At 62.6% G+C, this 6,295-nt stretch carries 8 protein-coding genes and 1 tRNA gene; 2 read left to right on the forward strand and 7 right to left on the reverse strand.

Annotated elements, in window-relative coordinates:
• Positions 1-307: 307 nt before the first annotated feature.
• Positions 308-529 carry a hypothetical protein gene (locus VIQ49_RS16730; RefSeq protein WP_331886608.1) on the reverse strand — a complete coding sequence of 74 codons (222 nt, stop codon included), beginning with the start codon at positions 527-529 and terminating at the stop codon, positions 308-310.
• Between the two features lie 370 nt (positions 530-899).
• Between VIQ49_RS16730 and VIQ49_RS16735 the strand changes: the two genes are divergently transcribed.
• The gene (locus tag VIQ49_RS16735) at positions 900-1,088 is read left to right on the forward strand and encodes a hypothetical protein (protein ID WP_331886610.1); all 189 of its coding nucleotides are present in this window, start codon (positions 900-902) and stop codon (positions 1,086-1,088) included.
• Positions 1,089-1,287: 199 nt separating this feature from the next.
• Here the strand turns inward: VIQ49_RS16735 and VIQ49_RS16740 are convergent, their stop codons facing one another.
• The 3 genes from VIQ49_RS16740 to orn all read right to left on the reverse strand — a co-directional run bounded on the left by VIQ49_RS16740 (position 1,288) and on the right by orn (position 2,353).
• Positions 1,288-1,443: a hypothetical protein gene (locus VIQ49_RS16740; protein WP_331886612.1), complete on the reverse strand. Its 156-nt coding sequence runs from the start codon at positions 1,441-1,443 to the stop codon at positions 1,288-1,290.
• A gap of 150 nt (positions 1,444-1,593) precedes the next feature.
• Positions 1,594-1,669 (reverse strand) — tRNA-His (locus VIQ49_RS16745).
• A gap of 84 nt (positions 1,670-1,753) precedes the next feature.
• Positions 1,754-2,353, reverse strand: a complete 600-nt coding sequence (orn, locus tag VIQ49_RS16750) for an oligoribonuclease (protein WP_331886614.1) — start codon at positions 2,351-2,353, stop codon at positions 1,754-1,756.
• A gap of 77 nt (positions 2,354-2,430) precedes the next feature.
• On the opposite strand from orn, the gene VIQ49_RS16755 reads away from it, so the two are divergent.
• Positions 2,431-4,008, forward strand: coding sequence for a helicase HerA-like domain-containing protein (locus VIQ49_RS16755; RefSeq protein WP_331886616.1), 1,578 nt, complete (start codon positions 2,431-2,433; stop codon positions 4,006-4,008).
• 27 nt (positions 4,009-4,035) lie between these two features.
• Here VIQ49_RS16755 and cmrA read toward each other — a convergent pair whose 3' ends face one another.
• From cmrA to VIQ49_RS16770, 3 genes are all read right to left on the reverse strand, one after another.
• Positions 4,036-4,839, reverse strand: a complete 804-nt coding sequence (cmrA, locus tag VIQ49_RS16760; RefSeq protein ID WP_331886618.1) for a mycolate reductase — start codon at positions 4,837-4,839, stop codon at positions 4,036-4,038.
• A 25-nt stretch (positions 4,840-4,864) separates the two neighbouring features.
• A complete protein-coding gene (locus VIQ49_RS16765; protein ID WP_331886620.1) occupies positions 4,865-5,239 on the reverse strand; it encodes a nitroreductase/quinone reductase family protein in 375 nt (124 codons plus the stop codon).
• Between the two features lie 21 nt (positions 5,240-5,260).
• Positions 5,261-6,295: FAD-dependent oxidoreductase (locus VIQ49_RS16770; RefSeq protein ID WP_331886622.1), on the reverse strand; the 1,035-nt coding region annotated here is incomplete at its 5' end.

Here is a 6,295-nt window from a genome sequence, read left to right on the forward strand (position 1 = left end):
ACCACGACAGGCTCTACGAGTACTGCGGCGACATGCCGCCGATCGAGTGTGAGCAGCTCTACTACAATCAAGGCATCGGACAGCACGCAAGCTGACCGACTTCACAAAAAACAAAGTCTCCGGACTCGCCGGTGCGGTTCACCTTGTGTGGAGCCGTTATGTTGGGTGGTGTGGACGTCGACGTGGATAGTTCCAGCGAGTGGGCCAGAGCTGGCCCAGCGGCACCGCTCGGTGGTTTCCAGCCACAAGGTGGTGACGCTTCCGTCTGCGTTGATGGTCCTGGACTCTGCTTCGAGTTCGGTGGTGTTCACGTTGGTTTATCGCTTTCTGTCGGACGCCCCGATTTCGGGGCTCGTTTGCGAGCAGCTTGGCTAGCGCCGTATGTCAGCAGGGCCCGGATGGAGTCCTTTTGCTCTTCGGTCATGGGAGGGGCTTGGGCGACTACGCGATCGATGTAGTCGTGCAACTTGGGATCGGACTTGTAGTTGCGCTTCTTTGGTGCGGGCTTGTTCTCGTTGTCGTTGGTCACGGTTCATGGGTATGGCACCGCGAGGGGCATCGTCGGTGTTTCGCCGAAAGTCGCTGTGTGGTGACAAGGATTGTTGTCAGCGGGCCTACGGGCGGCCCCTCGATGACCCCCCATGGCCCAAGCCCATTTTCCGCCGACGCTCGTCATCCCCAGCATTCCTAGCCCCACGGCACCGGAACGGTGCGGGGTCTCGGAATATGACCACCGTCAAAATTGATCAGACTTCGGGGTGGTGCGTCTCGCCGGTTCGGGACGCCTTGCGCTGTCGGCACGTGACCGGGGCAGGCTGGTTTAGGTCGGGCCTGCCGAGAAGAACGACCAGCAATCAATTCAGGGGCGTCACCACCCCCGGTCCGGATACGGTTGCCGGATGAAGACGTATGACGTTGAGGTGTACCGGGACGGCAAGTGGTGGATGGTCCGGATTCCCGAACTGGACGGCCTGACACAGGCCTACAGCGAGGATGAAGTTGATTTGATGGCTCGGGAGTTCATCGCAGTGACCACCGATGTAGAAATCGATGAGGTTGGCGTGCGGGTTCATCCGGTGACGAACTGATCGACTCGGAGCCCTGTTGGTCACGCTGAGGCGGCAGCTCATCGGGTCATCAGTTGGTCTAGACGGTGCGCTTCCAATATTTGGCGGATAGCGTCTGACCGGCCACGCTCGTAGGCGGCTAAGAGTCTGTTGCCCTCTTGTTGCGCTTGTTCGCTGAACTGTCGGGCTTCCGTGTGCAGACGCTCAAGTCGTTGCTGGTTCATGCGGCCAGTCCGGTGGCGACCATCACGGCGCAGACAGCAAAGAAGCCGCCGTACATGGCAATGAGGGCCAGGACAGCGGCAATGGTGACGCCAATAGTGCGGCGTAGTGCAAAGTTCGGGGAGTGCGCAGATAGACTGCGAGAACGGTTCATGCGGGTCTACTCCGTATAGCCGAGACCCCTGCAAGGTGCTGTAACACCTGCGGGGGTCGATCTATTTACGGAGGTCACCCCGGTGCACATATGGTGCACGCGGGGTTTTCGACCCTCTGTCTGTCAGAAGCTAAAACCGCCTCTGACCTCTGGGGTGGACGACGGGACTCGAACCCGCGACAGCCAGAATCACAATCTGGTGCTCTACCAACTGAACTACGCCCACCATCGGTATCCGCTCAGCGGAACCGGAACTAACTTTAGCGGTATGCCGGGCAGAAACTCCAATCGGGTCCTGACCTGCGGTTGATCAAGCTGGACCGAGTGTTTTCACCACTTCTTCGATGGCTGCGCTGTCTGGTCCGGGCAGCGCCACGAACGCGGTTTCGCGGTAGTACTTGAGTTCGCGGATGGATTCGCGGATATCGGCCAGTGCGCGATGGGAAAGCCCCTTCTGCGGCTGACCGAAGTAGATCTTGGGGTACCAGCGGCGGCACAGCTCCTTGATCGAGCTGACGTCGACCATGCGGTAATGCAGGTAGCCGTCGAGCTTCGGCATATCGCGTGCGATGAAGCCCCGGTCGGTGGCGATCGAGTTGCCTGCCAAGGGGGCGGCACCGGCAGAGCCGACCTCCGAACGCAGGTACTCCAGCACCATCTTCTCGGCCTCGTCGAGAGTGACCGTGGAGCGACGCACCTCCTCGGTCAGGCCGGAGGCGGCATGCATCTTCTTGACGACGTCGGGCATCGCGGCCAGGGCGTCGTCGTCGGCATGGATGACAACGTCTACGCCGTCGCCCAAGATGTTCAGTTCGCTGTCGGTGACCAATGCTGCGATTTCGATGAGTTTGTCGCTGCTCAATTGCAGCCCGGTCATCTCGCAGTCGATCCACACAAGTTTGTCTTGCACCACTTCACCTTAGTTCAGCGATACTGTTTGCCCCCAGGAGCCGCCATTCACTGGCCAGTCACCCGAGAGGACACCCGTTGACCGAGGAACTATCACCGGCGCAGAAGATCGCGGCGGGCTATGCGACCGACGGCGTTGCACTCGAGCTGGGCACGGTGGTTGTTGACGGAAAGGCTGATCCGACTGCCAGGGTGCGGATTCCGCTGGCGATGATGAACCGGCACGGATTGATCGCGGGAGCGACCGGTACCGGCAAGACCAAGACCCTGCAGGTGATCGCCGAGCAGCTGTCCGCCGCAGGTGTGCCCGTCGTGATGGCCGACATCAAGGGGGACCTCTCCGGGCTCAGTCGGCCCGGAACCACCAACGACAAAGTGGCGGCGCGCGCTGCTGATACGGGCGACGATTGGACGCCGGCCGGCCGGTCGGTCGAGTTCGTGTCGCTCGGCACCGAGGGCATCGGGGTCCCGATCCGGGCCACCATCACCTCGTTCGGTCCCATTTTGCTCAGCAAAGTCCTGGGGCTCAACAACACCCAGGAATCGACACTCGGGTTGATCTTCCATTGGGCTGACTCCAAGGGCCTCGCCCTGCTCGATCTGAAGGATCTTCGCGCGGTGATCGCGCACCTCCTCAGCGACGAGGGCAAGCCGGAGCTCAAGGGCATCGGCGGGGTCTCCGCTGCGACCGCAGGCGTGATCCTGCGCGCACTGACCAATCTGGAGGCCGATGGCGGCGATACCTTCTTCGGCGAGCCGGAGATCGAGCCGGGGGACCTGATCCGTCTCAGCGCAGACGGCACGGGCATGGTCACGCTGTTCGAGCTCGGCGACCAGGCGGCCCGGCCGGTGTTGTTCTCCACGTTCCTGATGTGGATCCTGGCCGAGCTGTTCCAATTCCTGCCGGAGGCCGGAGATGTCGACAAGCCCAAACTGGTGTTCATCTTCGACGAATCACATCTGCTGTTCAACGATTCGTCGAAGGCCTTCGAAGAGCAGGTTGTCCAGACGGTCAAGCTGATCCGATCGAAGGGGGTGGGTGTGTTCTTCTGCTCGCAGCAGCCGACCGACATCCCCAACGACGTACTCTCCCAACTCGGTGCCCGCGTGCAACATGCGCTGCGCGCGTTCACGCCCGACGATCAGAAGGCGTTGTCGAAGACGGTCCGGACCTATCCGACCACCGACACCTACAACCTCGAAGAGGCGTTGACCTCGCTGGGTACCGGCGAGGCGATCGTGACGGTGTTGTCGGAAAAGGGTGCGCCCACCCCGGTGGCGTGGACGATGCTCCGGGCACCGAGGTCGTTGATGGACACGATCGGTCCGGACGCGATCATGGCCGCTGCGGCAGCCAGTGGGCTCCAGACGAAGTACGGGACCACTATCGACCGAGAGTCGGCTTACGAGAAGCTCAACGAGAAAGTGCTGGCGGAGTCCGAGGTGGTCACGTCACCGGCGCCCACGTCTGCACCGCAAGCTCCCGCGCCCCAGACTCCGGCGCCGAAACCCACACCGGCCAAAGAAGAACCGAGCATGGTCCAAGAGGTGCTGGGAAGCTCGGCCGTGAAGAGCTTCTTGCGGTCGGCGGCAACGGTGGCGGGCCGGGAGATCACCCGGTCGATCTTCGGTACCGCCAAGCGTCGACGGAAGTAGCTCTGAGAGTGATCGGAGGTTAGGCGATCAGTCTCCGAACTTTCGGTAGAAGGTGCCGACGATCGGGGCGGTGAACTTGCGTGGGGTGTATCCGCCCGCAACCGACATCGCCTTGGACAGCAGACCCGGCACCACGCGCATCTTGTTGCGTTGCAACGCATCGAGGCTCAGTGTCGCCACGTACTCACTTGAGTTCCAGAGGAAGTCCGGCACCACCCGGTCGACGGTGCTGGCTTCTTCCGGCGACGGCGTATGGGTGCGAACAGGTCCCGGTGCCAGCAGCGTCACAAAGACGCCTTGGCCGGACACCTCGCCGCGCAGAGACTCGGAAAAAGAGTTCACAAAGGCCTTCGATGCAGCGTAAGTGGCGTTGTGTGGAATCGGCATGTTGCCCGCGGCCGAGCCGACCATGAGGATTCCGCCCGAACCCCGGCCGACCATCTGAGGCAGGACCGCCAACGTCAGGTCGTGGACGGCAACGGTGTTCAGCCGCACCTGAGCTCGTTCGTATTCAGGATCCAGTTCGGCGAGCGCGCCGAACGTGGCGATTCCGGCGTTGTTGCACAGGATCGAGATCTCGCGCGTCGACAGTTCGTCGCACAGCGAGGCGGTGGCCACCGGATCGGACAGATCGGTTGCCCGGACCTCGGCATCGATCCCGAACTCGTCGCTCAGCCGCGTGGCCGTGGTCTGGAGGATCTCGCCCCGACGGGCCACCAGGATGAGTGAATGCCCGCGTCGGGCGAGTTCTGTGGCCAAGGCGGCACCGATCCCCGAGGAGGCTCCGGTGACCACGGCGCGCGCTGACGATGACGGCTCAGGAATACCCATGGCGCAGATCGTATCGGGGGCGGGTTCAGGAGGCCGAAAGGCGGATGTTGACCCACGTTCGCGGGTTCGCCAGCAGATTTGTTGTCCACGCCGGATGATGCGCCTGCCCGTAATTGGAACCGACGATGAACAGGTCGGGGTCTTCCCGGTGGTAGGCGAGTGGTGACACCCGCCGCTGCCCCGTCTTGGCGCCGATGGATGTCAGCAACATCGTCGGGAGTCCAAATGGGCCGAGAGCGGTGTACTTACCCTTGCTCCGCGCCATCACCTGTCGATCGAACGGAGCGGATTTGCGAAGCATCCACGAGCAGGGACGGGTGGACAGCACCTTCAGGATTGCCCTGCGGACCGAGGAATCCGCGTCCGTACCCCACCGCCTGTCTGGAAAAGCTGCGGTCACGGAAGTCCCCTCTCGCCTCTGTCAGACGATACTCGCGGCCACCTCGGTGCCCTGGCGGATTGCGCGCTTCGCATCGAGTTCGGCTGCCACGTCAGCGCCACCGATAACGTGGGTGTTCACTCCGTTTACGGTCAACGGATCGATGAGATCGCGTACCGATTCCTGCCCGGCACACACCACGATGGTGTCGACATCGAGGATGCGCGTGGTGCGCTGGCCACCCTCCTCTTTCGGATCGAAGCTCAGGTGTAGTCCGGCGTCGTCGATCTTGTCGTAGGCGGCGCCCGAAATCTGTTCCACACCTTTCATTTTGACGGTGGCGCGGTGAACCCATCCGGAAGTCTTGCCCAGTGTCTTGCCCTGACGTCCGGGCTTGCGCTGCACGAGGTAGACCTTGCGGCTTGCCGGCGTGGGCCGCGGCCTTCCGACAAATCCGGGAACGGTGAGGTCGTCGGTGATGCCCCACTCCTCATTCCACTCCTTCAGGTTGAGGGTGGGGGAGTCGTCGACGGTGAGGAACTCGCTGACGTCGAATCCGATTCCGCCGGCACCGATCACCGCGACGGTCTTGCCGATCTCGCCGCGACCGAGGACGGCGTCGGCATAGGACAACACCTTCGGGTGGTCGATGCCGGGGATGTTCGGCATCCGGGGCGTGACGCCGGTCGCGACAACAACATCGTCGAACTTCTGCTCGATGAGTTCGTCAGCACTGATCCAGGCATTGAGGTGAACCTGTACTCCGGTGACCTCGAGTTGCCGTTTGTAGTAGCGGATCGTCTCGGAGAACTCTTCCTTGCCCGGGATCCGGGCGGCGATCGAGAACTGGCCCCCGATGCGCTCGCCGGCCTCGAAAAGGTGCACGGTGTGTCCGCGCTGCGCCGCGGCGACGGCGGCGGAGAGTCCGGCCGGGCCGGCACCGACAACTGCGACGCGTTTGGCCTTGCGGGTGGGACCGAGGGTCAGAGTCGTTTCTCGTCCGGCGCGGGGATTGAGCAGGCAGGACACCTTCTTGCCGACAAAGGCGTGGTCGAGGCACGCCTGATTGCAGGCGAT

The organism is Williamsia sp. (genome assembly GCF_036566845.1).
Taxonomy (GTDB): domain Bacteria; phylum Actinomycetota; class Actinomycetes; order Mycobacteriales; family Mycobacteriaceae; genus Williamsia.